General features: G+C 65.1%; 23 protein-coding genes, 1 tRNA gene and 1 pseudogene. 7 read left to right on the forward strand and 18 right to left on the reverse strand.

Annotation, left to right across the window (positions count from 1 at the left end; genetic code table 11):
- Positions 1 to 36: 36 nt before the first annotated feature.
- Both AArcSl_RS13390 and AArcSl_RS13395 read left to right on the forward strand, forming a co-directional pair.
- Entirely contained in the window at positions 37 to 1,926 is a 1,890-nt protein-coding gene (locus AArcSl_RS13390; protein ID WP_119820255.1) for an aldehyde ferredoxin oxidoreductase family protein, read from the forward strand.
- A 251-nt stretch (positions 1,927 to 2,177) separates the two neighbouring features.
- On the forward strand, positions 2,178 to 4,286 hold the full coding sequence (locus tag AArcSl_RS13395) for a hypothetical protein (protein ID WP_119820258.1): 2,109 nt from the start codon (positions 2,178 to 2,180) through the stop codon (positions 4,284 to 4,286).
- Positions 4,287 to 4,490: 204 nt separating this feature from the next.
- On the opposite strand, the gene AArcSl_RS13400 is transcribed toward AArcSl_RS13395, so the two are convergent.
- Positions 4,491 to 4,564: transfer RNA gene (locus AArcSl_RS13400), tRNA-Tyr, on the reverse strand.
- Between the two features lie 148 nt (positions 4,565 to 4,712).
- Here AArcSl_RS13400 and AArcSl_RS13405 point away from each other — a divergent pair.
- Entirely contained in the window at positions 4,713 to 5,492 is a 780-nt protein-coding gene (locus AArcSl_RS13405; RefSeq protein ID WP_119820261.1) for a hypothetical protein, read from the forward strand.
- A gap of 4 nt (positions 5,493 to 5,496) precedes the next feature.
- On the opposite strand, the gene AArcSl_RS13410 is transcribed toward AArcSl_RS13405, so the two are convergent.
- The 8 genes from AArcSl_RS13410 to AArcSl_RS13445 form a co-directional block, all read right to left on the reverse strand.
- Entirely contained in the window at positions 5,497 to 6,471 is a 975-nt protein-coding gene (locus tag AArcSl_RS13410; protein ID WP_119820264.1) for an isocitrate/isopropylmalate dehydrogenase family protein, read from the reverse strand.
- A complete protein-coding gene (gene leuD / locus AArcSl_RS13415) occupies positions 6,468 to 7,157 on the reverse strand; it encodes a 3-isopropylmalate dehydratase small subunit (RefSeq protein WP_119820268.1) in 690 nt (229 codons plus the stop codon). Before leuD ends, AArcSl_RS13410 begins: the two co-directional genes overlap by 4 nt.
- A complete protein-coding gene (leuC, locus tag AArcSl_RS13420; RefSeq protein ID WP_119820271.1) occupies positions 7,154 to 8,575 on the reverse strand; it encodes a 3-isopropylmalate dehydratase large subunit in 1,422 nt (473 codons plus the stop codon). The genes leuD and leuC overlap by 4 nt, the downstream gene beginning before the upstream one ends.
- A 1-nt stretch (position 8,576) precedes the next feature.
- A complete protein-coding gene (locus tag AArcSl_RS13425) occupies positions 8,577 to 8,861 on the reverse strand; it encodes a hypothetical protein (RefSeq protein WP_119820274.1) in 285 nt (94 codons plus the stop codon).
- The gene (gene ilvC, locus AArcSl_RS13430) at positions 8,854 to 9,927 is read right to left on the reverse strand and encodes a ketol-acid reductoisomerase (RefSeq protein ID WP_119820277.1); all 1,074 of its coding nucleotides are present in this window, start codon (positions 9,925 to 9,927) and stop codon (positions 8,854 to 8,856) included. The genes AArcSl_RS13425 and ilvC overlap by 8 nt, the downstream gene beginning before the upstream one ends.
- Positions 9,924 to 10,667: an acetolactate synthase small subunit gene (gene ilvN / locus AArcSl_RS13435; protein WP_119820280.1), complete on the reverse strand. Its 744-nt coding sequence runs from the start codon at positions 10,665 to 10,667 to the stop codon at positions 9,924 to 9,926. Before ilvN ends, ilvC begins: the two co-directional genes overlap by 4 nt.
- Complete coding sequence (ilvB, locus tag AArcSl_RS13440; protein ID WP_119820283.1) at positions 10,664 to 12,478, reverse strand: biosynthetic-type acetolactate synthase large subunit; 1,815 nt, start codon at positions 12,476 to 12,478, stop codon at positions 10,664 to 10,666. Before ilvB ends, ilvN begins: the two co-directional genes overlap by 4 nt.
- Positions 12,479 to 12,973: 495 nt before the next feature.
- Complete coding sequence (locus tag AArcSl_RS13445; protein WP_119820286.1) at positions 12,974 to 14,230, reverse strand: LeuA family protein; 1,257 nt, start codon at positions 14,228 to 14,230, stop codon at positions 12,974 to 12,976.
- A gap of 301 nt (positions 14,231 to 14,531) precedes the next feature.
- Here AArcSl_RS13445 and AArcSl_RS13450 point away from each other — a divergent pair, with 301 nt between their 5' ends.
- Positions 14,532 to 14,825, forward strand: a complete 294-nt coding sequence (locus AArcSl_RS13450; protein ID WP_119820289.1) for a DUF5779 family protein — start codon at positions 14,532 to 14,534, stop codon at positions 14,823 to 14,825.
- Between the two features lie 175 nt (positions 14,826 to 15,000).
- Here the strand turns inward: AArcSl_RS13450 and AArcSl_RS13455 are convergent.
- Positions 15,001 to 15,279, reverse strand: a pseudogene (locus tag AArcSl_RS13455) (TIGR00366 family protein); the annotation flags it as partial.
- Positions 15,280 to 15,485: 206 nt separating this feature from the next.
- On the opposite strand from AArcSl_RS13455, the gene pdxS reads away from it, so the two are divergent.
- Positions 15,486 to 16,394, forward strand: a complete 909-nt coding sequence (gene pdxS / locus AArcSl_RS13460) for a pyridoxal 5'-phosphate synthase lyase subunit PdxS (RefSeq protein ID WP_119819902.1) — start codon at positions 15,486 to 15,488, stop codon at positions 16,392 to 16,394.
- A 19-nt stretch (positions 16,395 to 16,413) separates the two neighbouring features.
- On the opposite strand, the gene AArcSl_RS13465 is transcribed toward pdxS, so the two are convergent.
- The 7 genes from AArcSl_RS13465 to AArcSl_RS13490 form a co-directional block, all read right to left on the reverse strand.
- Positions 16,414 to 17,295 (reverse strand): homoserine kinase, encoded by an 882-nt coding sequence (locus AArcSl_RS13465; RefSeq protein WP_119820295.1) that lies wholly within the window; start codon positions 17,293 to 17,295, stop codon positions 16,414 to 16,416.
- A 79-nt stretch (positions 17,296 to 17,374) separates the two neighbouring features.
- Complete coding sequence (locus tag AArcSl_RS13470; RefSeq protein ID WP_119820298.1) at positions 17,375 to 17,626, reverse strand: hypothetical protein; 252 nt, start codon at positions 17,624 to 17,626, stop codon at positions 17,375 to 17,377.
- 92 nt (positions 17,627 to 17,718) lie between these two features.
- Positions 17,719 to 18,567 (reverse strand): hypothetical protein, encoded by an 849-nt coding sequence (locus AArcSl_RS13475; RefSeq protein WP_119820300.1) that lies wholly within the window; start codon positions 18,565 to 18,567, stop codon positions 17,719 to 17,721.
- A gap of 70 nt (positions 18,568 to 18,637) precedes the next feature.
- The gene (locus AArcSl_RS17650; protein WP_281259884.1) at positions 18,638 to 18,769 is read right to left on the reverse strand and encodes a hypothetical protein; all 132 of its coding nucleotides are present in this window, start codon (positions 18,767 to 18,769) and stop codon (positions 18,638 to 18,640) included.
- Positions 18,770 to 18,853: 84 nt separating this feature from the next.
- Positions 18,854 to 20,137, reverse strand: a complete 1,284-nt coding sequence (gene hemG / locus AArcSl_RS13480) for a protoporphyrinogen oxidase (RefSeq protein ID WP_119822002.1) — start codon at positions 20,135 to 20,137, stop codon at positions 18,854 to 18,856.
- A gap of 163 nt (positions 20,138 to 20,300) precedes the next feature.
- Positions 20,301 to 21,458 (reverse strand): TIGR04053 family radical SAM/SPASM domain-containing protein, encoded by a 1,158-nt coding sequence (locus AArcSl_RS13485; protein WP_119820303.1) that lies wholly within the window; start codon positions 21,456 to 21,458, stop codon positions 20,301 to 20,303.
- Between the two features lie 54 nt (positions 21,459 to 21,512).
- A complete protein-coding gene (locus AArcSl_RS13490) occupies positions 21,513 to 22,025 on the reverse strand; it encodes a hypothetical protein (protein WP_119820306.1) in 513 nt (170 codons plus the stop codon).
- Positions 22,026 to 22,170: 145 nt separating this feature from the next.
- On the opposite strand from AArcSl_RS13490, the gene AArcSl_RS13495 reads away from it, so the two are divergent.
- Positions 22,171 to 23,136, forward strand: a complete 966-nt coding sequence (locus AArcSl_RS13495) for an NADPH:quinone reductase (RefSeq protein WP_119820310.1) — start codon at positions 22,171 to 22,173, stop codon at positions 23,134 to 23,136.
- Between the two features lie 88 nt (positions 23,137 to 23,224).
- On the forward strand, positions 23,225 to 24,550 hold the full coding sequence (locus AArcSl_RS13500; protein ID WP_119820313.1) for an MFS transporter: 1,326 nt from the start codon (positions 23,225 to 23,227) through the stop codon (positions 24,548 to 24,550).
- A gap of 34 nt (positions 24,551 to 24,584) precedes the next feature.
- Here the strand turns inward: AArcSl_RS13500 and AArcSl_RS13505 are convergent, their stop codons facing one another.
- The gene (locus AArcSl_RS13505) at positions 24,585 to 26,096 is read right to left on the reverse strand and encodes an RtcB family protein (protein WP_119820316.1); all 1,512 of its coding nucleotides are present in this window, start codon (positions 26,094 to 26,096) and stop codon (positions 24,585 to 24,587) included.
- Positions 26,097 to 26,200: the final 104 nt, after the last annotated feature.

Genomic DNA, 26,200 nt, shown 5'->3' on the forward strand with positions numbered 1-26,200 from the left:
ACAATAATCCGGGACGGCGAACCGTTATACGGAACCATGCCACAGGGAGGATACGCCGAAAAGCTGGTCGAGGTGAACCTGACCACAGGGGAGATCACGGAACTACCGTTTCCCGACGACGACGTGCTGAAAGAGTACGTCGGCTGTTCCGGGCTGGGTCTCCACCTGTTGTACGATCGGATCGAGCCGGGGATCGATCCGCTGGACCCGGAGAACCCGATGGTGTTGACGACCGGACCGCTCACCGGGCTCCCGATGGTCCCGGCGGCGACGAACGCGACGATCACGACGCTGAACGGCGACACCGGATTCACGGCGGGGCGGTCACACTCGCACGGCTGGTTCGGGCCGCGGCTGAAGCGCGCCGGCTACGACGGAATCGTCATAACCGGCAGTGCAGAGGAGTGGACGTCGCTCGTGATCGAAAACGGGGACATCCAGCTCCGGGACGCGAGAGATCTCGTCGGCGCCGACACCCACGAGACCGAAGACCTGCTCAAGGAGGAGTTGGGCTACACCACGGAGCTGCCCGGCGAGATGAGTGTGGCCGCGATCGGGCCAGCAGGCGAGAACCTGTGTGACGGGTCGCTCATCGAGAACGACAAGAACCACTCGTTTTCTCACTCCGGCGTCGGCCAGATCATGGGTTCGAAGAAACTGAAGGCGATCGGAGTGCGGGGGACCGGCGAGGTTCCGATTCACGACGAAGACCGGCTCCGTGAGGTCACAGAGCAGTGGCACGAGAACCTCGAGGAGAGCACGGTCTATCAGGGGCTGGCGGATGCCGGTATTCCCTCCGGCGAATACGAATACCCCAAGGAAACGTCGATGACGGTCGCGAAGAACATGCTCGAGGTGCCGGGTCCCGATCACGAGTGGGGACAAGGGATGTCCGATCACGACATCGATCCGCGCCCGTGTTTCGGCTGTCCGGTCGGCTGTTCGTACGACTTCGAGTACGTCGAGGGTCCCAACGAGGGGTACGTTGCGACGCCCGCCGGGGGCGGCGAGAACCTCGAGGGGTCGGCTTCGATCGTCGGCGTCTACGACACCGACTGGGTCCACTACCTCACGGATCAGTGCGACAGGCTCGGATTCGAGTCCAGCGGCATCGGGGCGTCGATGGCTGTCCTCATCGAGGCGTATCAGGAAGGGTTGATCGACGAGGAGGACACCGATGGGATCGAGCTCGAGTGGGGCGACCCCGAACTGGTCGAACGCCTCCTCGAGATGGCGGCCCACCGCGAGGGAACGCTCGGTGAAGTTCTCGCCGAGGGCCCCGGCTACGCCGCCGACTGGGCCGGCGGGGACGCCCACGACCGGGCTATCCACGTCAAAGACTCCGGGATGAACCTCCACGACTGGCGGGCCACCTGGGGGATCATGCTCGGGCAGATCGTCGGCCCGAGCGCGAGCTGGCCCGCGCCCGGGGCCGACGCGTGGGGTATCCCCCACGACGCCGGCTACGAGGAGTTCCAGGACCCCTTCGACTGGAAGGAAAAGCCGAAGGACGTCGTCAACACCTGGCCCGTGAAGTACTGGGACGACGCCAACGGCACCTGCTGGTTCGGGACCTGGGGCGTTCCGGATCAGGTCGAACTCTCCGCGCAGGCGGTTTCAGCGGCGACCGGGTGGGAGTTCACCCGGGAGGACGCTCTCGAGGTTGGGGAGCGGTTGGTCCACTTCGAGCGGGGGTTCGGGGCCCGTTTCGGCCACACCGCCGAGGACGACCTCGACGTTCCCGACCGCATCGTCGAGGAACCGCCCGAGGGCCTCGGTGCCGGAAAGGAGATGAAAAAGCATCTCGAGTGGATGGTTCGGGAGGTCTACCGGCTCAACGACTGGGACGAAAAGACCGGAAAGCCGCAGCGCTCCACCCTCGAGGAGGTCGGGCTGGAGAAGGTCGCAGACGACATCTGGGCGTAGGGACGTCGTGACCCCGCAGTCGGCGGGGTCGTCTCGAACGATCAGGTAGCTCTCGGCCGGATACGATCCGGGTATCGACTTGGCTCGTTCGGTCCGGTGAGCGTTCCACGGAAATTTTGACGAGAAAACGCTACCGACGGAGCTTTGAGGGGCCCGAGCTTGCAGACCGGATCCCAGCCGAGAACCTGTTTCGACCCGGTCAGAAGAGTTATCCTCCCGAGGACACGGTCATAAAAGTAGAGAACAGATCTGTGATCGACAACAACACCGAGTTCGATCGACGGACGGTTCTCGGCGTCCTGGCCGGGGTGGGGAACGCCGCACTCGCCGGCTGTTCCGGGTTCCAGTCCGAGCCGGACGCCGAAACTACCCAGATCGACGAGGATACTGCCCGGGAGTTGGCAGACAGCTTCGCGCCGTCGCTGTACTTCGACGAGTACGAGGAGTGGTACCCGACGGATCCGCGACAGTACACCAGCGAGCGCGACGGGGACACCGTCGTCCACGGATTCGACGCGGTCGAGGGGTATCACAGCGACTTCGACAGCGAGAGGGAGCCGCCGGAACCGACGGGCTTCTACCACGTCGTCGGCTACGAAGACTCGTCGCTCGTCGCCATCCAGTACTGGTTTTACTACGTATTCGACCAGTTCTCCTGTAACTTCCACTGGCACGACTGGGAAGTGTTGCACGTCTTCGTCGACACGGAGACTGGGGAGCCGCAACTCTACGTCGCAAGCTCTCACTCTCGGGACGTGCCCAACAACGAGTTTCTGGACCCCGACCCTGACGACGTACCACGGGTGCTGCCGGAGCTGGGTTCGCACTCGTCGACGCTCTCGGTCAACGAGGTTGCCGACAGGTTCCAGCGGTTCGGCGGCGACGACCTGATCCCGGACGTGACGAACGAGGCGATCGATGGGATCAAAGATCTCGTCGACATCCCGCTCGCCTACGGCCTGCCCAGGGACGAGGGTGCGCGCTTGCCGATGGTGATTCCCGAGCTCGATGGGATACCACTGTACGAGCACGACGCAGTGCCGTCGTTCACCCGCGAGTCGCTCATCGACGAGAAGCTGACGATCCGCTCGCTCGCCGAACTGGAGTCGCCGCCGACCGATATGCCCCTTCGAGAGACGGGACTGGTGTTCGAACACGCCGAACGGGACGGAGACGGTGACGGTGACGTCGAGTATGCGCTGCGTCCGACCACCGAGATCGAACACATCAGCGAGTTCACCGGCCCGCAGTTGAGCTTCGAGTTCCCGGTTCCGGAGATCGTTGAGGATGCGTTTTCACATCACATCTCGACGACGGGCACTCCCTGGGACCAGCCGAGATACGGCAATCCCGCGGCGGACATCACTGCCTCGACACACCGGGAGGCGCTGGCGAACCGGTATGAAGCGATCGGTGATCCAGGAGTCACCGACGCACTCATCGCACGGGTGACCGATACGACCACGAGCGAAGACGCCCCGGACGACGAGGGGCTGACGACCGTCGAGATGACCCAGGAGTCAGTCGCGCTGCTCGAAAGCGAGCCCCGGATGCGACCGACGTTTGCCGGTGTGGCGATGTTCGGAGACGTTGAACCGGGGGAACACCGGTTGACCGTCAACTCGGCCGGCAGCGCACCACACAGCGAGCATCTCGAGGTCACCGAAGACGGCCGCAACGACGGCGGCAACGGTGACGACGGCGACGCCGACGGTCACTTCAGGCGGGCGGGCGTCGACGGCGAAGTACCAGTGGTTGCCCGCGACAAGGCCAGACGACTGGAACTCTCCGACGAGGAGGCCGACGCGGAGGTCGTTCGTACCGCCATCGAGGACGACTTCGCCGGCCGCATCTACGAGTCTGCGGTCGAGGGGCACGACACCGTCTTCGTTCACGAAGGGGGCGCGTACACGACGGAGGTCCGCGACCGTGACGACGAGGTCGGCGCATTCCGGGTCAACCCGGATCCCGGATCGAACGGGGAGATCCGGATCGACCGACCGGAAACCGGGAAGGCATCGCTCGCGGCGTATCTTGCGGACGTTGCCGAGGAAACACGGGCCTCGGTTGCAGCTGTCGAGGGAGATGCCGACGGTGCGGAGAACGCTGTTCGGGGTCTCGAACGGGCGCTGGCAGCTGTCGTGGAGGCAGCAGAGATGGCGACGGAACGGGCTCGAGACGGAGACCGGGGCGGTGCCGACCAGCAACTCGAGGCGGTTAGAAAGCGACTCGAGACCGTTGCGGATCGGCTCGCCGATGCGAGCGAGGATCTGCCACCCGAGCTCTCGAACGCGGCGGAAAACCGGCTCGAACAGGCCGACCGTCGCGTCGATCAGGCTCGAACAGCCGAAAAACTTTGATCCCGTCGCTGTACGGTTAATCCGTTAGGGAGAAGGCTCGCGGCTTCGCCGCTCGCGTGATCGAGGCTCTCACTTCGTTCGAGCCTCGCAGTCCGCCCTCCCCGATTTGAACTCGCCGAGACGGTCCTGCTCGCCTCACTCCGTTCGGCTGCGCGGGCTGCGACTCGTCTGCTCAAATCGCATCGGTCGGATTTTCGGAAAAAATCCGCCCTCCCCGATTTGAACGGGGGGCAAGCCGATCTACAGTCGGCTGCTCTACCAGGCTGAGCTAAGGGCGGTCACTGTATCGTAGGCACGTCTCACAATTTAAGGGTTCTCATTCTCGGCGTCCGAACGACTGTCGGGTCCCGTTTCTCCCGGCGTTCGACATCCGTCACAGGCTCGAACGGTTTTATACGTCGGCTCCGAAAGTCGCAGGTAACGCGCATGGCGAACGAAGACGACGGCCGACAGGCGACGTTCGGCTCGGATGGAAGCCTCGAGACCGAAACGCCTCCGGAAGCCACTGGAACGAACGACTTCGGCGAAGAGAAATCCCCCGACGAAACCGACGGCGGCTACAACCGGTACGCCGTCTCGAGCCTGCTTCAAAAGGCGGTCAGGAGGTCAGACGAGGAGGTCGCCGCCTGGGCGGCCTGGGAACTCGCCCGCTCGGGGTACGCCTGGAACCTCTGGGACCGGCTCAACCTCTATGTCGTCGAGGACCTCCGGGCCGGCAACGAGATCGCCTTGCTGATCGAGCGGTACGAACAGCTCGCAACCGAGCGGTGGGAACCAGACGAGTGGCGGGGCCGGCTGTGTGCGGTCCACGCCGCGCTCGCGGCCGCCCGTGCGCCCTCGACTCGCGAGAGTTCGAACGCCGACGAGTACTTCCGACGGGTGGCCGACGTCCGGGCGGAGGCCCGGGAGAACGACGAAGCGCCCGCACACGACTTCCCAGTCGGCGATCTCGAACCCGGGGGCGAGTACGACGTCGCCTTCGATATGCACACCGGCGAAGGAAGCCGTCTCGGGCGGGGGACTCGCTTTTTCAAGACCCGGGGGGCGCGTGTCGGCCCGGAGGGCGAAAGCGACCTCAGCGCTCGCTGGCAGCGGCTCGCGATGGTTCTGGACCCCGAACGCGACTACTCCGAGGCAGAACTCGATCACGCGGTCGAACCGGTCCATCCGGCCGATCGCTGGGACGAACCCGACGAACTCGATTGACTGCCTACGAAAGGCGATCGATCACGGCGTGTGTCACCTCGGCGGTCGACGCTGACCCGCCGAGATCCGGGGTGTGAGGTCCGTCCGACAGCACGCCTTCGACTGCCGTTTCGACGGCTTCAGCTTCGGACTCGTGACCCAGGAACTCCAGCATCATCGCCGCCGACAGCAGCGCGGCGGTCGGATTCGCGACACCCTGGCCCGCAATATCGGGAGCAGTACCGTGAACGGGCTCGAAGACGCCGCGTTCGGGGCCGACGTTCGCCGACGGCAACAGGCCGAGCCCGCCGACGAGCCCGGCCGCCAGGTCCGAAAGCACGTCGCCCGCGAGGTTCGGACAGACGACGACATCGAACTGAGACGGATCGAGACACACGTGCGTCGCGAAGGCGTCCATCAGCACGGTGTCGGCGGGCACATCATGCTCGTCGGCCACCTCAAGCACCGTATCGCGGAACAACCCGTCCGTTTCGCGCATCACGTTTGCCTTGTGCGCGACCGTGAATCCCTCCTCGGCGGCGTACTCGCAGGCGTATTCTGCCAGCCGTTGCGAGGCGTTCTTCGTCACCACTCGAGTGAGCGTCGAGACGTCGTCGGTCAACCGCGCCTCGTGGCCGGCGTAGACGCCCTCGGTGTTCTCCCGGAGGAACACGAGGTCCGTCTCCGGGCGCAACGCGTCGACCCCGGGATACGCCCTGGCGGGCCGGACGTTCACGAACGAATCGACCGCCCGCCGGAGCGGAAGGATGACGTCCGCCGCGGTCTCGCCCGCCGCCCCGAACAGCGTCGCGTCAGCGCTTGCGACCGCCTCGCGGGTTTCCTTCGGCAGCGCCTCGCCGGTCGCTTCCTTCACAGCGTCGCCGGCGTCGACCTCCCGGAACGCGAACTCGATGTCGAGCGCCTCCAGGACGTCGATCGCGGCGGGCACCACTTCCTGCCCGATCCCGTCGCCCGGAACAACGACGATCTCGTCGGTCACGCCTCGTCCCCCGCATCGTCCCCCGAACCGCGCTCGCCCGGTACGTGCTCGTCGGGAACGTACGGCAGCGATCGGGCGACCTCCTCGACGGCCTCGCGGTTCGCCGCCATCAGCGCGGTGGTGTCCCACACGCCCTCGACGAGCGCCTTCCGCTGGGCCTCGTTCACATCGGCGTCCACGACCCGATCCGCATACCGGATCTCCTCGTTCTCGACGTCGATTTCGATCTCGGCGTCGGGGTGCTCCTCCACGTGCGACTGCAGCCGCCCGATCTCCTCGGCGCTCGCGGTCACGGTCGGAATCCCGAGCGCGAGGCAGTTGCCCGCGAAAATCTCCGCGAACGACTCCCCGACGACCGCGTCGATCCCCCACCGCATCAGCGCCTGCGGAGCGTGTTCCCGGGAGGAACCGCAGCCGAAGTTGGCGTTTACCACGAGCACGTTCGCGTCGCGGTAGCGGTCGTCGTTGAACGGGTGATCCTTTTCGTTGTCCTCGTCGTCGAACCGCTGGTCGAAGAAGGAAAACTGGCCCAGCCCGTCGAAGGTGACGACCTTCATGAACCGGGCGGGAATGATCTGGTCGGTGTCGATGTCGTTGCCACGGACCGGAACGCCGGTGCCCGACACGTCCGTCACCTTCTCTGCGGGAGCCTCGCCGTCGGCGAACTCCTCGTGATCGACGCTCATGCCGCCGACACCTCCGTCAGTTTCCGCACGTCGGTGACCTCGCCGGTCACCGCCGCCGCCGCGACCATGATCGGACTCATCAGGACAGTCCGACCGTCCTTCGATCCCTGTCGTCCGACGAAGTTCCGGTTCGAGGAGGACGCGCTCGCCTCGTCGCCGACGAGCTGGTCGTCGTTCATCCCCAGACACATCGAACAGCCGGGCTCGCGCCAGTCGAATCCTGCGGCTTCGAACACCTCGTCGAGGCCCTCCGCCTCGGCAGCGCGCTGGACGCGCTGGCTTCCGGGGACGACCATCGCGCGGACGCCCTCCGCGACGCTTCGCCCCTCGATGATCTCGGCCGCCTCGCGGAGATCTTTCAGGCGGGCGTTCGTACACGAGCCGAGGAACGCGACGTCGATCGGATAGCCTTCCATCGTTTCGCCGGGCTCGACGCCCATGTGTTCCTGTGCCCGCCGTGCGGTGTCCTGTTTGTCCTCGGGCAACGACGACGGCTCCGGGATCGGTTCCGAGATCCCGATCCCCTGTCCCGGGGTGGTTCCCCAGGTGACCATCGGTTCGATCGCCGAGCCGTCGATGGTGACGACGTCGTCGTACTCTGCGTCTTCATCCGATCGCACCGACTCCCAGTAGGGCTTCAGTTCCTCGAACGCGTCCGGGTCGTCGGCGAAGGCGTCCGTCTCTCGGAGCCACTCGTAGGTGGTTTCGTCGGGGTTGACGTAGCCCGCGCGGGCACCCCCTTCGATGGACATGTTGCAGATCGACATCCGACCCTCCATGCCGAGGCTCTCGATCGCGTCGCCGGCGTACTCGTAGACGTAACCGACGCCGCCGTCGGTGCCGAGCTCCCGGATGATCGTCAAGATCACGTCTTTCGCAGTCACAGCGGGTCCGAGTTCGCCGGTCACCTCCACCTTCCGAACTTTCTGTTTCTCCATCGCCACGCAGCCGGTCGCCAGCACGTCCCGGATCTGTGAGGTACCGATCCCGAACGCGAGCGCGCCGAACGCGCCGTGGGTGGAGGTATGCGAGTCGCCACAGACGATCGTCATCCCCGGCTGTGTGAGTCCCTGCTCGGGTCCGATCACGTGGACGATCCCCTGATCGCCCGTGTCGGGATGCGAGAATTCGATCCCGGCAGCGCGGACGTTCTCTTCCAGTTCGGCCATCATCTGCTCTGCGGCGTCGTCCGCGTAGGGACGGTCGCGGTTCCCCGTCGGGACGATGTGATCGACCGTCGCGTGGGTCCGTTCGGGAAACGCCACCTCGAGGTCGCGTTCCTGCAACATTCCGAACGCCTGCGGGCTCGTCACCTCGTGTACCAGATGGAGGCCGACGAACAGTTGATCCTGTCCGGTCGGCAGCGTGGTCACCCGGTGGCGATCCCACACCTTGTCGTACAGCGTGCCCTCGCTCATTTCAATCGTCCGATGCCCTCGGATCCTCGGATTCGACGACTACGTCCGGTACGCCGGGCACGTCCGGCACGTCGAGGCCGCGCTCCCAGACGTCGGCCACGTCCTCGTTGGGGGATTCGTGATCGATGTCCGCCATCGTTTTCCGTTCGGATTCCGACGTCGCGTCCCGCGGCTCACCCCCGTCGGCGACGGCCGGACCGCGTCGATACACTGTGCCGAAGGTCTCGCCGGTGTTCGGGTTCGTGTGGCTCACGTTTGCCATCGTCCGCGTCTCGCGTTCAGTCATCCATTGACACCTCCGTTTCTGCTGTCTCGTTCGATTCGTTACCGGCGTCGTCGCCCCACGCGAACAGCCCGCGGAGCTCGTCGCCGACGGCTTCGATCTCGTGTGCCTTGTCCGCCTGTCTGAGCTGTGTGTACTGGGGTCGCCCGGCCTGGTTCTCGTTGATCCACTCTCTGGCGAACGAACCGTTCTGTACTTCCTCGAGGACGACGTCCATCTCCTCGCGAACGTTATCGCCGACGATCCGGTCTCCGCGGGAGAGCCCGCCGTACTCGGCGGTATCCGAGACGGAGTTCCACATCTCCGCGAGACCCCCTTCGTACATCAGGTCGACGATCAGCTTCATTTCGTTGAGGCACTCGAAGTACGCCATTTCCGGCGAGTAGCCCGCCTCGACCAGCGTCTCGAAACCAGTTTTGACGAGCGAGGTGATTCCGCCACACAGCACGGCCTGCTCGCCGAACAGGTCCGTCTCGGTCTCCTCCTTGAACGTCGTCTCGACGACTCCCGCGCGAGTGCAGCCGATCGCGCTCGCGTACGCCAGTACCTCATCGACCGCCTCCCCGGTCGCGTCCTGGTACACCGCGAGCAGCCCCGGTGTCCCCTCGCCGTTTTCATAGTTTCGGCGGACCAGGTGCCCCGGTGACTTCGGCGCCACCATCGTGACGTCGACGTCCTCGGGGGGCTGGATCTGGTTGTAGTGGATGTTGAACCCGTGGGCGAACTGAAGGGTATCCCCCGGTTCGAGGTTTGGCTCGATGTCGTTTTCGTACACCGCCGGCTGCACAGTGTCGGGGACGAGGACGGAGACGATGTCTCCCTGTGCGGCTGCCTCCGCGGTGGTCGCGACCTCGAGCCCCTCCGCCTGGGCCGCCTCCCAGGAGGACGACCCCTCCGTTAGTCCGACCACGGCATTGATCCCGCTGTCCGCGAGGTTCCCCGCGTGAGCGTGCCCCTGGCTCCCGTAGCCGAGTACGGCGACTGTCTTGTCTTCGATGTACGATCGATCCGCGTCTTCGTCGTAGTATACTGTGGTAGTGAACTCGTGTGCGTCTTCAGTGTCCGTCATCGTGTGTTAACCTCCGTGTTCCGGTCCGCGTTCGCGTTCGTTTCCTCGTCCGATTCGATGCTCCCGTTTCGCTCGCGTTCGGCGTCCGCCGTCGTCGTCGGTTCGCCCATGTACGCCGGCCGCTCGCCGGGGACGGTGGTCTTCGAGCCGTGCGCCAGCGCCGTCGGTCCGGTCCGGGCGATCTCGATGATCCCGAACTGGCGGAACGCGTTCACCGCGTCGTCGATCGTCGCTGTGTCGCCGGTGAGCTGGACGGTGATCGTCTCCGGCCCGGCGTCCTTTGTCGTCCCGTCGTACATCTCCGTCACTGCGTGGACCTTGTCCGGCTCCTCGCCGCCGACCTTCAACAGCGCGACCTCGGTGCTGATCGCGTCGTCGTCGAGTTCGCCGACAGCGATCACCGGGATCAGTTTGCTCAGTTGCTTTTTGATCTGGTCGATCCCCGGATCCGGCTCCTCGACGGCCATCGTGATCCGGGCGTGGCCCTCGACGGTCGTCGGCCCGACCGTCAGGCTCTCGATGTTGAACTGCCGCCGCGACACGAGTCCGGAAACCCGCGAGAGGACGCCGGGTTCGTGGTCGACCAGTGCCGAGATCACTGCCCTGCGGGGCTGTTTTTCCGCCTCGGCTGCAGGATCGATCCGAATTCCCTGCTTGTTCCGTCTCCCCTCGGGGTGCGGGCGCTCTTCGGGTGCCGGTCCCGGCAGTCCGTCGCGGGGGACGTCCGACTCGCCGCTCATAGCTGGTCCTCCGAGAGGGCGAACAGTCCGTTCGCACCGCCGCTTGGCACCATCGGGTAGACGTTCTCGTCGGGGTCCACGTGGGCGTCGACGACCGACGGGCCGTCGTACGCCAGCGCCTCCTCGACGACCTCCGAAACCTCGTCGTAGTCGTCGATCCGGAACCCACGGGCTCCGAACGCCTCGGCGAGAGTGTCGAATTCCGGCATCCAGTTGTAGTCCGAGGCCATGTGTCGTCCCTCGAAGAAGGCGTCCTGCCACTGCCGGACCATCCCGATGTACTCGTTGTTGAGCACGACGAACGTGACGTCCATGTGCTCTCTGACCGCCACCGACAGCTCCTGCATCGTCATCAGGAACGAGCCGTCGCCGTCGAAGCAGACGACGTCGCGGTCTGTCTCGCCGGCGTCGTCCAGCGCGACGCGCGCGCCGATCGCGCCCGGGACGCCGTAGCCCATCGTCCCCAGCCCGTGGCTCGACAGCCAGGTGCGGGGCTCGGTGAACGTCCAGAACTGGGCGGCCCACATCTGGTGTTGGCCGACGCCGGCGGTGACGACGGTGTCGTCGTCGGTCGCCTCGTCGAACGCTTCGACGACGAACTGCGGTTTGAGCGGTTCGTCCTCGTCGGCCCGGTACGTCATCGGATACTCCTCGGTCCACTGCTCGCACTGGTCGCGCCACGCCTCGGCGTCCGGCGGCTGTTGGATCTCCGCACGCAACTGCTCCAGCACCGTACCGGCGTCGCCGATCAGTGGGTAATCCGCGTAAATGTTCTTCGAGACCTCCGCCGGGTCGATATCGACGTGAACCACCTCCGCCTCGGGGGCGAACGTCTCGACGCCGCCGGTGAGCCGGTCGTCGAAGCGGGTACCGACGCCGATCAGCAGGTCCGTGTGCGTGATCGCCATGTTTGCGTAGCCGGTGCCGTGCATCCCCGCCCACTCCAGACAGAGCGGATCGCCCTCGGGGAAACTGCCGATCCCCGGCATCGTCGTCACGACCGGAACTCCGAGTTCCCGGGCGAACGTCCGGGCCTCCTCGCTTGCGTCGCCTTTGATGACGCCGCCGCCGAAGAGGCACACCGGCCGTTCGGCCCGCTCGATCGCGCGAGCCGCCGTCTCGACTGCACTCGGATCCGCCGCGGGATCCGGGTCTGCGCGCGCCGGCGGCTCCGGCGGCGCCGGTTCGCCGTCCGCGTCGCCGAAGCTCACGTCCTTCGGCAGGTCGACCAGGGTCGGCCCGGGACGTCCCGTGTTCGCGAGCGCGAACGCCTCGCCGACGACGTCACCGACCGTCTTCGAATCCTCGGCGAAGTAGTTGTGTTTCGTGATCGGGGTAGTGATGCCGATCGTGTCGACCTCCTGGAAGGCATCGTTTCCGACGAACTCCGTGGGGACCTGTCCGGTCAGCGCGAGCATGGCGTCGGAATCCATCGACGCGTCCGCGATTCCGGTCACCAGGTTCGTCGCGCCCGGTCCGGACGTCGCCAGGCAGACACCGGGCTCGCCGGCGACGATGCCGTACGCGTCGGCCGCGTGGGCGGCTCCCTGCTCGTGAGCCATCGTGATGTGCCGCACTGACGAGCCGTACAGCTCGTCGTATACGGGCATGATGGCGCCACCCTGAACGCCGAACGCCGTGTCGACGTTGGCCGCCTCGAGTGCGGCGACGATGGCTGCTGCGCCCGTCTCCGGAACTGTCGAAGTTTCCCGTGTCTCGCCGTCTTCCTCGGTGTTCTCGCTTCCCCCTGCTTCCGGCGTCTCCGCCTCGGCCGCGCGCTTCCGTTCGGCTGCAGTTGGTGATTCGCTCATGCGTTTCCTCCGTTCGGTCGCGTGTCGTTCGGTTCTTTTCCGTTCGGTCGTGCGTTGTACCGTCGCGTTCCAGTTGTCATCCGTGTTCCGTGTCGTCGTGTAGGGCTCGGTCGGTTCTCGGGTCGCCGTTCCGGCGTGGCTTCGGTTTCGTGAAAAGCCCGCCGAGAACCCCCGCGGTCTGTCGCGAGGTGCGTAAAACCGCCGTCGCTTGGCGATCGTGCAATACGTGGATCAGAAGGTGGGTGTGGTGTAGGGGCTAGGCCCCTACAATAATCCGGCCGAGAACGGCTCCCGCGAGGGACCGACCCGAAGCGACCGCTCCGGACGGAGCGAGCCTGTCGGTGCTGTTCCCTCGCATACACGGTCGGAGAACGTCCGCTCTTAAATGTCTGTCGCGGGCTGCAACGATTGCGCCGTTCCGATCGGGACGGAGTCCACCCTGCAGGTCGACCTCGCAGTCGCTTTCCGGGGCGAACGTCGGCCGCGACCGCCATCTCAGGCAGTCACCTCGGAGTCCTCGGTGGCCGTCTCGATGTCTGCGGCCTTCGCGAACCGGACCACGTCGCCGGCGGTGACCTCCCGTTTGTTCGCGGCGTGTTCCTTCACGCGTTTGGTCACCGTCCGCACCTCCTCGTCGGTCGGCGTGAAGCCGGCCTCCTCCAGGTGCTGTCTGACGGCGTGGGTGCCGGTGTGCTTCCCGAGTACTACCTCACGCTGTGCGCCGACCATCTCCGGCGTCATTATACCGGGTTCGAAAGTGTCGCTGTTCTCGATGACGCCCGCGGCGTGGATACCGCTCTCGTGGGCGAACGCGTTCCGCCCCACGATCGGCTTGTTCGCGGGCACCGGGATGTCGCTCGCGCGCTCGACCATGCGTGAGACCTCCGTGATTCTCGTCGTATCGATCCCAGTGTCGGCGCCGTATATCGATTCGGCGGCCATGACGACCTCCTCCAGGGCCGCGTTGCCGGCACGCTCGCCGATCCCGTTGACCGACACCTGTGCCTGACTCGCGCCAGCCTCGAATCCGGCCAGCGCGTTCGCCGCGGCCAGCCCGAAGTCGTCGTGAGTGTGGACGTCGATCTTTGCGTCGGTGTGCTCACACACCGTGGCGATCAGTTTCCGGAACCGGCCCGGGGTCGCGACCCCGCAGGTGTCCGGGATATTGATCCAGTCGGTGCCGGCCTCCGTGACGGCCTCGATCACCTCTATCAGATACGTTTCGTCGGTTCGCGTCGCGTCCATCGGCGAGAACATCACCTCGACGCCGGCTTCGCGGACGCGCTCGACGCTCTCTACTGCTCGCTGTTTAGCCTCCTCGCGGGAGGCGTGCATCGAATCCTCGAGTTGGACGTCGCTGGTCGAGACGAACACGTGAACCATGTCGACGCCGGCGTCCAGTGCCGCCTCGATGTCGCCGTCGACCACGCGGGCCAACCCACAGGTAGTTGTCTCCGTCGCGCTCGCGATGTCGCGAACGGTTTCGAACTCCGTCTCCGAATTGACCGGGAATCCAGCCTCGATGACCCCCACGGCCATCTCGTCCAGCGCGGCCGCTATCTCGCGTTTTTCGTCGTTCGAAAAGGACGTACGTGGTGACTGCTCCCCGTCTCGGAGCGTCGTGTCGAAAATCTGTACTGAATCGAACTCGCCAGTGCTATCTAACGTGCCCTGGAAGAACTCGACCCGCCGGCTTCGCCGACGTGGCCTCCATGTCGTTGGACATTGTGCTTCTTTCTGAGCGGGGAACACTACTTAAGTATTTCGCTGTCACACAGCGTGACAACCGGTTGTACCGTCTCTTGTCGGACCAGTCTGCGCAAAATCGCAAGACACCGTCGCCCCCCTTCAATGCACTATGTCATTATATTCCTTATATTCTCGTGATTTCGAACGTCCGTAGATCCAGTATATATACTGGCTGGACGGACGTTTTTGCGGCGCAAGCGCTCGGAACTCGCTCGCGCGCGGTTCGAGCGTCCGGAGCGACAGCCCCACGGCGTGCGTGCCGACGCGACAGAACGTTTTTGCTGTCTCTCCGTGAGCCAACGGTATGGGCGAATTCGATCTGGACCTGCGGAACGCGGAAGAACAGCTGGACGCGATGATCGAGAAGGACGGCGTCGTGGTGCTGGCACGCCTCGACGGGACGACCGAACCCGAAGAGTGGATCGCGGAGGTACAAAGCGGGAAGACGCTCGTGCTCGCGGTGGAGGGGGACCTGAACGACCTCGCCGCCGGATTCGCCAGGGAGATCAGGGACATGGGCGGGGAGTTGATGCACTTCCGGGGGTTCCTCGTCGTCACCCCGCCGGGTGTCGATATCGACACAGATCGTCTGGGGTGAACGGCTTTCGCCGGCCGGCGCTCAGTACGGAAGGAGCGTCAACGCCGCCGCCAAGAACGGGTTCAACAGGTTGGTGTGGCGAACACGATCGAAAGCACCGTCAAGCTGAGTGCGTACGTGCTGAATATCGTCGCGGAGGTCGGAACGACCCCGTCGAGCACTCCGAGTTCGATGTGACCCCCGCATTGACTCGAGGGTGGTAGGCGACCACGAAGCCAGTCATTAGAATGAGCACCATCTGCATCGCGAACGTCAAGAACAGCCAGAAGCCGTCGTACCAGAACAGCACCGTCTCGAACGGCCCGGTCCCCTCGACGACGATCGCCGCCACGTACGCGATGTACGTCAGGATGATCGCGAACAGAAACGGGCTCGGCATCCAGTGTTCGACCACGCTGGCGAGCCGGTCGCCCAGCCGTTCGAAAGCGCTGCCGTTTGCTGCTGCAGTGGACATCGGACAACGGTTGTCAGGACCGGCACTTGTGAATTTTCATGTTCTGATACGTTAGTGAAACAGAAAATTTCAACCAGCTTCTGTAACCTGCTTTTTACTGATATAGAATTTATCTATTTATTTAACATTACTTCAAATACAGCGGTTCGCTCGAACCGGCTTCCCAAAAGACACGCGTTAAGTGCACTCTCGCGCAACAACGGTTCATGTCGGAGGCAACGGATCTCGAGGAGCTGGAGCACGGAACGGAACTCATCAAGCGCGGGTTTGCCCGCATGCAGAAGGGCGGCGTGATCATGGACGTGGTAAACCGCGAGCAGGCTCGCATCGCCGAGGACGCCGGCGCGGTCGCGGTGATGGCCCTCGAGGCGGTGCCCGCCGACATCCGCAAGCGCGGCGGTGTCGCCCGGATGCCCGATCCCCAAAACGTCATCGAGATCATCGACGAGGTTTCCATCCCGGTGATGGGCAAATCCCGCATCGGCCACCGCAAGGAGGCCGAAATCCTCCAGGCGCTCGGCGTCGACATGGTCGACGAATCGGAAGTGCTCACCCCCGCCGACGAGGCCTACCACATCGACAAACGCGCGTTTACCGCCCCGTTCGTCTGTGGCGCGCGCGACCTCCCCGAGGCGCTGCGCCGGATCAACGAGGGCGCTGCCATGATCCGGACGAAAGGCGAAGCCGGCACCGGCGACGTCAACCAGGCGGTCACACACCAGCGCACCATCCAGGAACAGATCCGCACGCTTTCGGGACTCCAGCACGAGGAGCGCGACGCCTGGGCGCGCGAACACGGTGCCCCCCGCGAGCTGGTGCACGAGACGGCCGAGATGGGCCGACTCCCGGTGGTCAACTTCGCCGCCGGCGGGATCGCCACCCCCGCCGACGCCGCCCTGATGATGCATCACGGCTGTGACGGCATCTTCGTCGGCTCGGGCATCTTCGGTGCCGAACGCCCCGAACAAATGGGGAACGCGATCGTCGAAGCTGTCACCAACTGGGACGACCCCGACACGCTGGCGGACATCGCCACCGACGCCGGCAGCGGCATGCGCGGGGAATCCACCGCCGACATGCCCGAGGAAGAACGCCTCCAGAGTCGCGGTGTCTGAAGGAAAGAGACACCGCCGGTCAGCGGTCCAGTACCGTCGCTCCGGGGCCGATCTCCGTCTGATACGCCCGCGCATCCACCCCTTCTTCGAGAAAGGCGTCCACCATCGCCGCGGCGACGGATCGCCGATCGGACGTCCGACAGCAGGCGAGGATAGCGGGACCGGCGCCGCTTACGGTGACGCCGGTCGCACCCGCTTCGAGGGCGGCGTCTCTGACGTCGGCGTAGCCGGTGATGAGTTCGGCTCGCGCCGGAGTCACCACGGTATCGATCATTCCGTTGCCGACGAGTTCCGGATCGGACCGGCACATCCCGAGGGTGAGCGTCGACGCCCGCCCGACGGTGTCCACGAGCGATTCGATGTCGACCGTCTCGGGAACCACGCGCCTGGCGTCGCGGGTCGACACCGCGACGTCGGGGAGACACGCCACCAGCGGAATCGACGCGTCTACCGACCGGATCCCGTCGGTCGAGGAGACGGTGAATCCGCCGAGCAGTGACGGGGCGACGTTGTCCGTGTGGGCCGTGCCGGAGACGACCGCCTCGCCCTCGGCGGCGATCGGCACCAGTTCCTCCCGGCTGTTTCCGCGATCGTACAGCCGGTCGAGCGCGAGCGCCGCGCCGGCGGCCGACGCCGCCGAGGACCCCAGCCCGGACGCCGGACGGACCCCCTTGTCGATGCGGATGTGTGCCGGCGCGTCCAGCGCGTCCGCGACGGCGCCGACGACGTTCGACTCCGGATCCTCGGGGATGTATTGGGCCCCCGTGCCGGTCACCTCTATTGTCGTCTCCTCGGCGCGTTCGACCGCCACGACGTCGGCCGGATGGGACAGCGCCACCCCGAAGACGTCGAAGCCGCTCCCGAGGTTCGCGCTCGTCGCCGGGGCCCGGACCGCGATCATAGCAATCCGTTCCACAACGCCGGGGAAAAATGTAGCGAACGACTCAATTGACGACCACGTCTGCGGGCAGTCGGGGGTATCAGTCTTCCGCGGTGTACCACAGCACCGGCCCCACGAGCAACAGGATCAGTCCGAAGAACATGTACCACAGCGGCACCAGGCTCTGTGGCGTCAACGCGAATATCAGTCCGAACGCCGTCACGTTCAACGCGAGCACTTTCCGTGAACCCAGGGGCAGACTCCCGAGGATCGCCAGTCCGAACACCAGAAGAAGGATCTGCCCGATGTGGTACTCCAGCAGAATGCTGTCCACGAACTGCAGGGGAATCATTACGCACGTATCAGCATACCGTCCCCATTAACGTTCCGCTCCCGGACGAAACGACCGAGGCAGAGACTCGGACCGGCCGAGTTTTGCGCACGTCACTGTGTGGGCTGGCTGGCCTCGGCAACGCCCGGCGGGACGTCGGCTTCGAACAGTCGATCACCACACCCATCGCAGGTCGCCGCGACGACATCGTAGCTCCGGCAGCAGGATTCGACGACCCGCTGATCGAGCGAGACGGCGCCGTCACACCGCGGACAGGTGTCCAGGAACAGCCGGAGGCCGCCGAGCAACTCGCCCCGGTGTGCGACCGGAACCGCGTTCCAGCCATCCCACCGCCGGGCGAACACGTCGGCGCCAGCCATGTCGGCGACGAACGCGGATCTGGACTCCCAGCGGCCGATACGTTCGTTCCCCAGGTGGGCGACGAACGCGAGCCCGCGCCACTCGAAGCCGAGTTCCCGCCCCTCGAGATCGTCCTCGTCGATCTCCAGGAACGCGGCGAGCAGCGCCTCGTCGGTGTCGGCGTCGGCGTACAGTCGGGCCCGGGATATCCACGCCGCGGCGAACTCGGATTCGAGGACGAAATCCATCGTTTCGGGGTCTTCGACGAGCACTCCTGCCGAGAGCAGCGTCCCCCCGATGTCGATCGAACTGCCGAACGTCTCCGGTGTTGTCGTCTCCTTGCCGAACCACCGGAGCACGCGAACCGGAAGGAACTGCTTCGTCAACGCTGGCGTCCCGGGAACGAGGTAGCCGCGCAGATAGATCGCTCCGACGGAGACGACAGCTACCGCCACGCCCAGCGCCGGCTGGATTACGGCAGCAATGAGAGCCAACACCGCGGCAATCGCGAGGTTGACTATCGTACACGGAAGACATCTGTTTTCGCCGGTGTACTCCGGTTTCGATAGTCGAGCCACTGTCCGGGAACTGAAATCGGCCATACCTATCGATGGTCGTCTCACCGGGTAGTTATGACGACCGTACCGACCGGCAGGATCACCGTACCACCGGTCAGAAGAGCGCGAAAATGCCGTACGGAACGAGGAACAGCACGACGAAGATAGCCACGAGGATGATGGCGTAACTCACTATCATCGCGCCGGCCGTCTGCCATGCGTCGTGTTCGAACTGGGAGAGTTCCATATCTAACGGTTCGGGGGGTGTCCTATAATAGTGTCGTCGGACGGCGGCGGTTCGGTGTGCCTGTGTTGCCGCAACCGTCCCGACTCACCTGCCGAATCCCGATTCACTCTCGGTGATCTGCCCGGCGACCCGGGCGGCGTGCCGGAGCCGCCCCGGGATCCCCGGTCGCTCGGTGAACGCCGTACAGAAGTGGATCCCATCCGGCGGAGTCAACTCGTCGAGCGCTTTCCAGGACCGGTCGTACGCAGGCATTCCTGGCTCTATCAGGTGAACGTCGATCGGTGTCGCCGGCGAACCGGTGAGCGTCTCGAACTCCCGGGCGATTTCCTCCCCGAGCGTCTCTTCTGACACCTCGAGCATCTCGGGATAGCTGCCCGGATCGACATAGCAGGTGAACAGCCCGTCCCGATGAAGAAAACTCGAGTTCCAGGTCGTGCCGCTGATCTTGGATGACTCGTACCACGGCACGAGCGTTCCGATCCCGGGACGATCGAACGCCGACTCCAGATACACCATCGCGATCGGGTTGTAGTTGAACCGCTCCAGCGTCTCGGCGGTCCCATCGTCAACTCCCGACAGCAACTCGGCGGCAGAATCCGCCTGCGTCGTGATGACCACCTCGTCGACCGAGGTGACTCCCCCCGCGGTTGCGATTTCGAATCCGTCGCCGTCGCGGCGGATCTCCGTCACTGGCGTTTCGAGCCGAATCGAGTCGGCGTTCGCCTCGTATAACGCGTCCGAAAGCGTACCGAGGCCGTCCTCGAACGTACAGATCTCGGGAACCTCCCGTCCGCCGATCAGTTTTCGAATCAGCCACAGCAGAATACTCCCGTCGATGCCGGCCCCCCGAAGCGCTTTCCCGAGGGAGTACTCCATCAGCATCTCGTCGGGATCGGTCCCGTAGAGTCCGCTGTACAGCGGCCCGAGGTATCGACGAGCGGCCTGCCGCCCGAACTTCCGCGTGAGGAACTCCTCGACGGTTTCGCCGTCCCGTGGCGGTTCGGTGAACGGCTCCTTCAGGATCCGGACCTTCCCCCCGATCGAGAGGAGATCGGTGGTGAACGCCTCCCGAACGGAAAGCGGGACGACCTTCAGCTCCCCGTCGAGGTAGACGTACATCGGCTGGTCGTCGTCGCCGATCCGGAGTTCCTCGCGCAGCCCCAGTTCGTCGATCAGCCCCGACATCTGTTCTGTGAGACGAAGCCGCTGGGGGCCGAGTTCGAGCACGTGTCCGTCGACCTGTCGGCTCCGCATGATACCTCCCGGCTCTTTGCGCGCCTCGAACCCGACAACGTCGACGCCGCGGTTCGAAAGCTCGCGTACCACCGCGAGCCCGGAGACGCCCGCACCGACGACGCCGACGGTCATCGGCTCCCCCCGAACGCGGTGTGTGACCACAGTGAGACTCCTGTCGAAACCATCTATCGCGAACCTACCGGCGTCGTACCAATAACCGCTTCGGCAAACGCTGAACAGTTTTTTGAGTGGCGACCGGCGGCGAGCCCCGTGCGACTGTGTGAGAACCCGATCGTCAGTCGTCGGCGACGGCCCACGGACACAGCGGATCGCTCCCGAGCGGGTCTCCGGTGGCGGCGTACGCCCGGGACCGGGAGCCGCCGCACTCCTCGGTGACGGGACAGTCGCCGCACGGACCGTTGAACGAGTTGCGATCCCGGAGCTGTTGCAGGGTCGGCGATTCCTGGTAGATCTCCGGAAGCGGGGTGTTCTGTACGTTTCCAGCCGACAACGGCATGAATCCGGATGGGTACACCTCGCCGGTGTGGCTCACGAACACGAACCCGTTGCCGGCGCCGGTAGAGCCCACCGGACCGCCACGGACGCCGTCTCGCTCCTGTAACTCGCGGGCGACTCGGCGGTAGAACGGCGCTTCGACGGTGATGAGACGGAAGGGGGCGTCCTGTCCACGGCGGTAGAGCCACTCCATGACCTCCCGGGCGCGCTCCGGGGACAGTTGTTCGAGTTCCTCCCCACGCCCGACGGGAATCAGGAAGAACACCTCCCACATCGCGGCGTCGTACTTCTCGACGAGATCCGCGATTTCCGGGAGGTCCTCTACTGTCGAGGCGGTGACGGTAGTGTTGAACTGGATCGAAACACCCAGATCGCGGGCGTGTTCTGCCGCCCGGATCGCCGTCTCGAAGGTTCCCTCCTCCCCTCTGAACGCGTCGTGGCTCTCTGCGGTCGCCCCGTCGAGGCTCAGCGCCATGCGTCCGATCCCGATGTCGGCGAACCGCTCTATGGTCTCCCGATCCAGAAGCGACGTCGTCGCCGGAGTTATCGACGGGGTCACGCCGGCTTCGACCGCGCCCTCGAGAAGTTCGAAGATGTCGGGGCGTTTGAGCGGGTCACCGCCGGACAGAACCATGAACGGTTGCGGAGAGAACTCCGCGACCTGTTCGAACAGTTCGATCCCCTCCGCTGTGGACAGTTCGTTCTGGTCCCTGTCCGTGTTCGCCTCCGCACGACAGTGGTCACAGGTGAGATCACACGCCTGGGACACCTCCCAGGTAACAACGAGTGGTGACTCACTGTAATCGCGGGCGCCGGGATGGCCGTCGGAGTCGGACGACCTGTTTGAATGTGGGTGATCGCTCGAGCCGGAACCCTCCGACTGGTTCGCGTGGGGATGGCTACTTGAATTTGCGTTTCGTCCGTGGTGAGCGGTCATTGTTCGAGAATACGGTTCCACGGGAAAGTGAATAACCCCTTATTTACCGGATATTTAAGTACTGCCGGCTCTGGAGGCGGCTCGGCGCGCCAACAACCCGCCCGCGAAGATGGCGAAAAAGCCGAGCAGAAATGCGGCAGGCTGGACGACGAGTCGTTGCAGCAAAACGACGGTTCCGTCGGATTCGATCGTTCGGGTCCACAGTTCGTACGTTTCCCCCTCGCGTTCGATCAGATAGAACCCGTTCTCCGGCGACGGGTTCTCGGGGTACGCGAACCGCTCGATTCGGTCGTCCGGATCGGTGACGGAAACCTCCCGGCTCTCGCGGGCGGCGTCGAACAGCTCCCGGGCGTCGGGTGGGAGCTGTTCGTATGCGATCGGATCCGTTCCGTAATCGGGAGTCGAGGCGTCGGCCGGCTGAACCGTGTGGACGTACTCTGTGCTCGGCTGTCCGACCGAGACGGGTAGATAAAACGGGTTCGCCATGAGGCCCACACCGACGACGAGGCAAACGACCGCCAATAACGCGTCGCGCCCGCGGGTCGACCCCTCGTCGGATCGTGCCATAACTGGAGTAGAACCCGGGGACAAATGGCTCTTGGCTTGTCCACCGGCTGGTCGAACGACGGCGTCTGAAAGCGGTGTTCGGGCGATACGTCGGATACAGGATTTCGGGGGCGGGTTTATGGTACTCCGTGTCGATTCGTTTCTCATGCGCGCAGTTCGCTTTCACGAACACGGTGGACCGGACGTACTGCAAGTAGACGACGTCGAGCGCCCGGAGGCGACGGGTCACAGCGTCGTAATCGAAGTGGCGGGAGCCGGCGTGAATCCCGTCGACACCTACTTCAGAGAAGGATCGTACGAACCGTTCACGCTGCCGATGATTCCCGGAGTCGATGTCGCGGGGACGGTCGCGGAGACATCCGAATACGTGGACTCCGTCGAGGTGGGGGACCCGGTGGTTGCGACGGGCCTCGGGAACGATCGGTACGGTGGGTACGCCGAGTACGTCGCGGTTCCGGAAAGTCGGCTCGCGGTGTTGCCCGAAAGCGCGGATCTCGTGGCGGCCGGCGGGATGGGCGTGGCCGGCGTCACGGCCTGGCGAGCCTTGATCGACCACGCCGGGCTCGAACCGGGCGAGTCGTGCCTGATTCACGGCGGCTCCGGCGGCGTCGGCCACGCGGCAGTGCAGATCGCCGCCGCGGCTGGCGCCCACGTCGTGGCCACGGCCGCATCCGAGTATCACGATCGAGTCGCCGCGCTCGGGGCGGACGTCGTCCTCGATTACGATCGCGACGACCTCGCCGACGCGGTCGTGGGGGCGGCGGTCGGGGACGGCGTCGACGTCATCCTCGATCATCGGCTGGACGACTACCTCCAGTTCGACGCCGAGGTCGCCGCAACGGGCGCCAGGCTGGTCGGCATCGGCGAGAACGACCCGTCGGTCGGCTTCTCGCAGTCGTCCGCCGCACGGGGCAAGGATCTGCAGGCGACGTTCATGAGCATGTTCAACACGCCCCGGCTCGCGGATCCGCTCTCGCGGCTGACGACGCTCGTCGGCGCCGGGGACTTGGAAACGTCGGTCGCCCGGACGTACGACCTCGAGGACGCAGCAGAGGCGCAACGAGCGGTGATGGAAGATTCGTTCCTCGGCAAAATCGTGTTGATCCCGTGAGCGTTACTGGCTGACTGATCGCTGATACGTACGTTTCGGGACCGCCACGAGCGGTGACCTTTTGATTCTCCCCGACGAGCGCCCCACAATGTCGAAGGGCTGGCTGTACGCCTGGGGACTCGGTTCGATTGCGCTGGGGGGCGCGTCGTTGATCGTCCCGCTGTACATCGTCGCCCTCGGTGGGACGGCGTTCACGCTGGGGATTCTCGCGGCGGTCGCCGCGTTTGTCGGCGTTCCGGCAGCACTCGTCTTCGGACGGCTCGCCGACAGAACCGGAAAGCGTCGGCTGTTCGTGCTCGGCGCACTGGGGCTGGTGACGGCGATGCTTCTGCTCATGCCGACGGTCGGGTCGATCGCCGTGGTCGTGGCGGCAAACGGGGTAATCTGGTTCGCCTTTGCGGCGGCGACCCCCGTTTTGACGCTGTTTGCGGTGGCCGACGCTCCCCCCGCCTCCTGGAGCACCCGGATTGCGACCTTGAACAAGTACCAGGGTATCGGATGGGCGTTCGGACTCCTTTTGGGCGCCGTGTGGACGGGGACGGCCGAACGGCTCCTCTCTCCGGGGTGGGTGTTCGACGGCTTCTTTCTGCTCACGGGGCTTTGCGCCGGGATCGGGCTGATCGTCGGCGCGCGAACGTTCCCGGCCGACCCCGGCACTCGACGGGAGACGGGGGAAGGCCGAACGGAGGACGACCCGAGAATCACGGGTGCCCGAGTACGGCGGGCGCTTCGGCGATCGAACCGGTACAGCGTACGGACAGTGACGTTCCCGTTCACCCCGATGCGAACCGACTTCCGAGGACTCCGGTTCGATCGTCTCGTAGAGCGCTTCACGACCGAGCTCGCGCTGTACTTCAGCGCGGTGTTCGTCTTCTTCGCCGGTTTCTCCGGCTTCTTTGCCCCGCTTCCGGCGTTTCTCGCCGACACCGGCTTCACGTCCGGCGAGATTTTCGTCCTGTATCTCGTCTCAGGTGTCGGTTCGGCGCTCGCATTCGGAACTGCCGGCCGGCTCGCCGCCCGGTTCGATGCCGGGGCGTTACAGGCGACTGGTCTCGTCGTCCGCGGGGCCGCGATTCCGGCCGTCGCGCTCGTCGGGCTGGCGTTCGGTGCGTCGCCGGTGAGTCTGGGGACGACTGCCGCCGTGTTCGCCGTGATCGGGCTCACCTGGGCGGTCATCGCCGTCACCGGAGGGACGCTTGTCACACGACTCGCTCCGATGACGGTCCGGGGTGAGGCGCTGGGCGTGTACGCCGCCCTCGGGGCGCTCGCCGGTGGGTTCGGCAGCATCGTCGGCGGCTATCTCGCCGCGATCGACTACCTCCTCGCGTTCGGGATCGCGGGTGTGCTCGTGGTCCTCGGGGCGGTGATCGTGCTCGCGATTCGCCGACGGGCGGGCTATCTGACCCCGCGGTGAACGTCCCGCATGACTCGCAGTCGATTTACAGGGATCAGCCTTTGATGTTGCAGACGGGGTACGTCCGGACCACTTTGTCGCCGATCCCCAGTTCGTCGCTCACCCGGACGACCTCGTCGACGTCCTTGTAGACGCCGGGTGCTTCCTCGGCGATCGTCGCCCCGGACTCTGCCTTCACGTAGATCTGGTTCATCTCCTCGAGGTCGTCCTGGACGTCGCCGCCCCAGAACTCCTGTTTCGCCTGGGTTCGGGACATCAATCGGCCGGCTCCGTGGGCGGTCGAGCCGAACGTGAGTTCCAGGGAGCGATCCCCGCCCCGGAGGACGTACGATCCCGCGCCCATGCTCCCGGGGATGATCACGGGTTGACCGACGTCGCGATACGCCGACGGGACCTCGGGTCTCCCGGCGGGGAACGCCCGCGTGGCACCTTTCCGGTGAACGTACAGCTCTCGATTCTCGGTGTCGACGGCGTCCGGGGAGTCGTTGGGCACGGCGGTCCCGTTTGCGTCGACGGACACCTCGTGGACCTCCTTTTTGCCGATGTTGTGGGCGACGTCGTAGAGGAGATCCATTTCGAGAGTCTCCCAGCTATCACCGAAGACGCGCTCGAAGACCCGGCGGGTCCGGTGGGTGATAAGCTGCCGGTTCACCCACGCGAAGTTGATCGCCGCGCACATCGCCCCGTAATACTGTTCTGCGAGCTCCGAGCCGGCGGGTGCGGCCGCGAGTTCCTTGTCGGGAAGCTCCGCGAGGAGGTCGCCGTGTCGCTTTTCGATCTTCCGGAGGTAGTCCGTACAGACCTGGTGCCCCAGTCCGCGGGAGCCACAGTGGATCAACACGACGATCTGGTTCTCAGTGAGCCCGTAGGCGTCGGCGACGTCCTCCCGGTAGACGTCCGTCACACGCTGGACCTCGAGGAAGTGGTTTCCGGAGCCGAGGCTGCCGATCTGGTTTTTCCCGCGGTTCTTCGCCTCCGCGGAGACCGCACCGGGATCCGCGTCGGGACGCATTCCCTCGTCCTCGCAGTGGCGGAGGTCATCCTCGACGGCGTAGCCGTGCTCGAGCGCCCAGTCGACGCCCCGATCGAGCACCTCGGTTACGGTGTCGACGTCCGTTTCCACGACGCCGCCGCCACCCAGTCCGGAGGGGATGTTCGCGAACAGCGCGTCGACGAGTTCCTCCTCTTTGCCCTCGATATCCTCGTAGGTGAGGTTGGTCTTCACCATCCGAACCCCGCAGTTGATGTCGTAGCCGATCGCCCCCGGCGAAATGCAGCCGTGTTCGGCGTCGATCGCGCCGACGCCGCCGACCGGGAAGCCGTACCCCTGATGGCCGTCGGGGAGACAGACGGCGTGGGAGGTCATTCCGGGGAGTTCGGTGGAGTTCCGGAGCTGTTCGAGCGTCTTGTCGTCGCTGATCTCCTCGAGCAGCGGCTCGCTTGCGTACACGCGAGCCGGCACGTTCATATCGCCTTCGCGGGGCATTTCCCAGACGTGTTCCCGCACCTTTTCGAGCGTGACGTCGCCGAACTCGCGAGTGGTCATATTTAAATCTCCGCCTCCAACTCCCAATAGCGTTACGGCGCTTTCGGTCACCCTCTCGGTCACGCCTCTCTCGTCTCTCTCGATGGGTTCTCTGCTCGTTCTCG

The organism is Halalkaliarchaeum desulfuricum (assembly GCF_002952775.1).
GTDB classification, from domain to species: Archaea; Halobacteriota; Halobacteria; order Halobacteriales; family Haloferacaceae; genus Halalkaliarchaeum; species Halalkaliarchaeum desulfuricum.

What these genes read in the sequence shown, in the direction of transcription:
- AArcSl_RS13390 (WP_119820255.1), top strand. Translation starts at nt 37, where the DNA reads ATGCCACAGGGAGGATACGCCGAAAAGCTGGTCGAGGTGAACCTGACC.
- AArcSl_RS13405 (WP_119820261.1), top strand. Translation starts at nt 4,713, where the DNA reads ATGGCGAACGAAGACGACGGCCGACAGGCGACGTTCGGCTCGGATGGA.
- leuD (WP_119820268.1), bottom strand. Translation starts at nt 7,157, where the DNA reads ATGAGCGTCGATCACGAGGAGTTCGCCGACGGCGAGGCTCCCGCAGAG.
- leuC (WP_119820271.1), bottom strand. Translation starts at nt 8,575, where the DNA reads ATGAGCGAGGGCACGCTGTACGACAAGGTGTGGGATCGCCACCGGGTG.
- AArcSl_RS13425 (WP_119820274.1), bottom strand. Translation starts at nt 8,861, where the DNA reads ATGACTGAACGCGAGACGCGGACGATGGCAAACGTGAGCCACACGAAC.
- ilvC (WP_119820277.1), bottom strand. Translation starts at nt 9,927, where the DNA reads ATGACGGACACTGAAGACGCACACGAGTTCACTACCACAGTATACTAC.
- ilvN (WP_119820280.1), bottom strand. Translation starts at nt 10,667, where the DNA reads ATGAGCGGCGAGTCGGACGTCCCCCGCGACGGACTGCCGGGACCGGCA.
- ilvB (WP_119820283.1), bottom strand. Translation starts at nt 12,478, where the DNA reads ATGAGCGAATCACCAACTGCAGCCGAACGGAAGCGCGCGGCCGAGGCG.
- AArcSl_RS13450 (WP_119820289.1), top strand. Translation starts at nt 14,532, where the DNA reads ATGGGCGAATTCGATCTGGACCTGCGGAACGCGGAAGAACAGCTGGAC.
- pdxS (WP_119819902.1), top strand. Translation starts at nt 15,486, where the DNA reads ATGTCGGAGGCAACGGATCTCGAGGAGCTGGAGCACGGAACGGAACTC.
- AArcSl_RS13465 (WP_119820295.1), bottom strand. Translation starts at nt 17,295, where the DNA reads ATGATCGCGGTCCGGGCCCCGGCGACGAGCGCGAACCTCGGGAGCGGC.
- AArcSl_RS13470 (WP_119820298.1), bottom strand. Translation starts at nt 17,626, where the DNA reads ATGATTCCCCTGCAGTTCGTGGACAGCATTCTGCTGGAGTACCACATC.
- AArcSl_RS13475 (WP_119820300.1), bottom strand. Translation starts at nt 18,567, where the DNA reads ATGGCCGATTTCAGTTCCCGGACAGTGGCTCGACTATCGAAACCGGAG.
- AArcSl_RS17650 (WP_281259884.1), bottom strand. Translation starts at nt 18,769, where the DNA reads ATGGAACTCTCCCAGTTCGAACACGACGCATGGCAGACGGCCGGCGCG.
- hemG (WP_119822002.1), bottom strand. Translation starts at nt 20,137, where the DNA reads ATGACCGTCGGCGTCGTCGGTGCGGGCGTCTCCGGGCTCGCGGTGGTA.
- AArcSl_RS13485 (WP_119820303.1), bottom strand. Translation starts at nt 21,458, where the DNA reads ATGACCGCTCACCACGGACGAAACGCAAATTCAAGTAGCCATCCCCAC.
- AArcSl_RS13490 (WP_119820306.1), bottom strand. Translation starts at nt 22,025, where the DNA reads ATGGCACGATCCGACGAGGGGTCGACCCGCGGGCGCGACGCGTTATTG.
- AArcSl_RS13495 (WP_119820310.1), top strand. Translation starts at nt 22,171, where the DNA reads ATGCGCGCAGTTCGCTTTCACGAACACGGTGGACCGGACGTACTGCAA.
- AArcSl_RS13500 (WP_119820313.1), top strand. Translation starts at nt 23,225, where the DNA reads ATGTCGAAGGGCTGGCTGTACGCCTGGGGACTCGGTTCGATTGCGCTG.
- AArcSl_RS13505 (WP_119820316.1), bottom strand. Translation starts at nt 26,096, where the DNA reads ATGACCACTCGCGAGTTCGGCGACGTCACGCTCGAAAAGGTGCGGGAA.